This window comes from Sandarakinorhabdus rubra (assembly GCF_010994245.1).
GTDB lineage: Bacteria > Pseudomonadota > Alphaproteobacteria > Sphingomonadales > Sphingomonadaceae > Sandarakinorhabdus > Sandarakinorhabdus rubra.
In genome coordinates this window covers 1-1207 of the sequence record NZ_WMHO01000377.1, presented here as the reverse complement: position 1 = coordinate 1207, position 1207 = coordinate 1, and the positions used below count along the sequence as shown (strand labels likewise).

General features: G+C 68.6%; 2 protein-coding genes. One reads left to right on the top strand and one right to left on the bottom strand.

Annotated features, from left to right (window positions below):
- The coding region (locus tag GJV64_RS14645) for a sigma 54-interacting transcriptional regulator (RefSeq protein ID WP_164158220.1) at positions 1-783 on the bottom strand (783 nt) is incomplete at its 3' end.
- A gap of 233 nt (positions 784-1016) precedes the next feature.
- Here GJV64_RS14645 and GJV64_RS14640 point away from each other — a divergent pair.
- Positions 1017-1207, top strand: a 191-nt coding sequence (locus tag GJV64_RS14640) for a hypothetical protein (protein WP_164158218.1), incomplete at its 3' end; no start/stop codon positions are given.

The following is a 1207-nucleotide window of genomic DNA, read 5'->3' as shown; positions in this document are numbered from 1 at the left end:
GGCGCTGGGCACGGCGCGGGGGCCGCGCAGCAACCGGTCCAGTGCCTCGGCGCCCACGGTCTGGCCGGGGTGGTGGACGGCGGCGCGTTCCACGAGGTTGCGCAGCTCGCGCACGTTGCCCGGCCAAGGCCACAGGCATAGTTGGTCGAGCGCGGCGCTGGTGAAGCGCACGTCGCTGCCCGATGCCCTGACGAAGTGCGCCACCAGCTCGGGGATATCACCCGGCCGCTCGGCCAGCGGCGGCATGGCGATGTGAATGACATCGAGCCGATAGAGGAGATCGGCGCGGAAGCGGCCATCGGCGATGGCGGCGTCCAGATCGACACTGGTCGCGGCGATCACCCGCACGTCAACCGCGATCGGCAGCATGCCGCCCACCCGTTCCACCACGCGGGTTTCCAGCGTGCGCAGCAGCTTGGCCTGCATGGCGGGCGCCATGTCGCCCAGTTCGTCGAGGAACAATGTGCCGCCATGCGCCGCCTCGAAGCGGCCGGCCCGGGCCTTCACGGCGCCGGTGAAGGCGCCCTGTTCATGGCCGAACAGTTCGGATTCCATCAGATCGGCCGGCACCGCGGCGCAGTTCATGGCAACGAACGGCCGCGCGGCGCGCCGGCCCTTCTGGTGCAGCAGCCGGGCCACCACGTCCTTGCCGCTGCCCGATGGCCCGGTGATCAACACCGAGGCATCGGCACTGGCGATCTTGTCCACCTCAGCCCGGATGGCGGCGATGGCCGGGCTGCTTCCCACCAATTCGGCAAGTCCGCCGGCCGCATTGCTGCGCACCGCACACTCCCTGCCATCGCCGCCCGGCCCCGCCGGTGAAGAACGCCTGGATACAACCCCCATCCGGCAAATCCTTAACGCAATGCTAATTTCCCCTGTCTGATCAACAGCTTGCGGCCGTGATCGACGTTTCTCTATCTAGGCGCTTGTCGGCGTGGTTAAGGGGTGGAATCTTCCAATCTGGTGGAAGCTCGCCTGACAAGTGCAAGATTCTTGGCCATTACGGAGACACAATGAGCGATTGTCGCATCCTGGCCCTCGGTGGGGAGTGGCCGCAGCGCGGGCCGGGCTGGCAATTGCTGCCCTTCGAGGGCGATCCGCTGGCCGTGGCGGCCGATGTCGCGCTACTGCCGGCCGATTCGGCGCTGGCGCCGGCGCTGCTCGACCGGCTGGCGCTGCCGCTGATCGTGGCCGTGGCGGACGG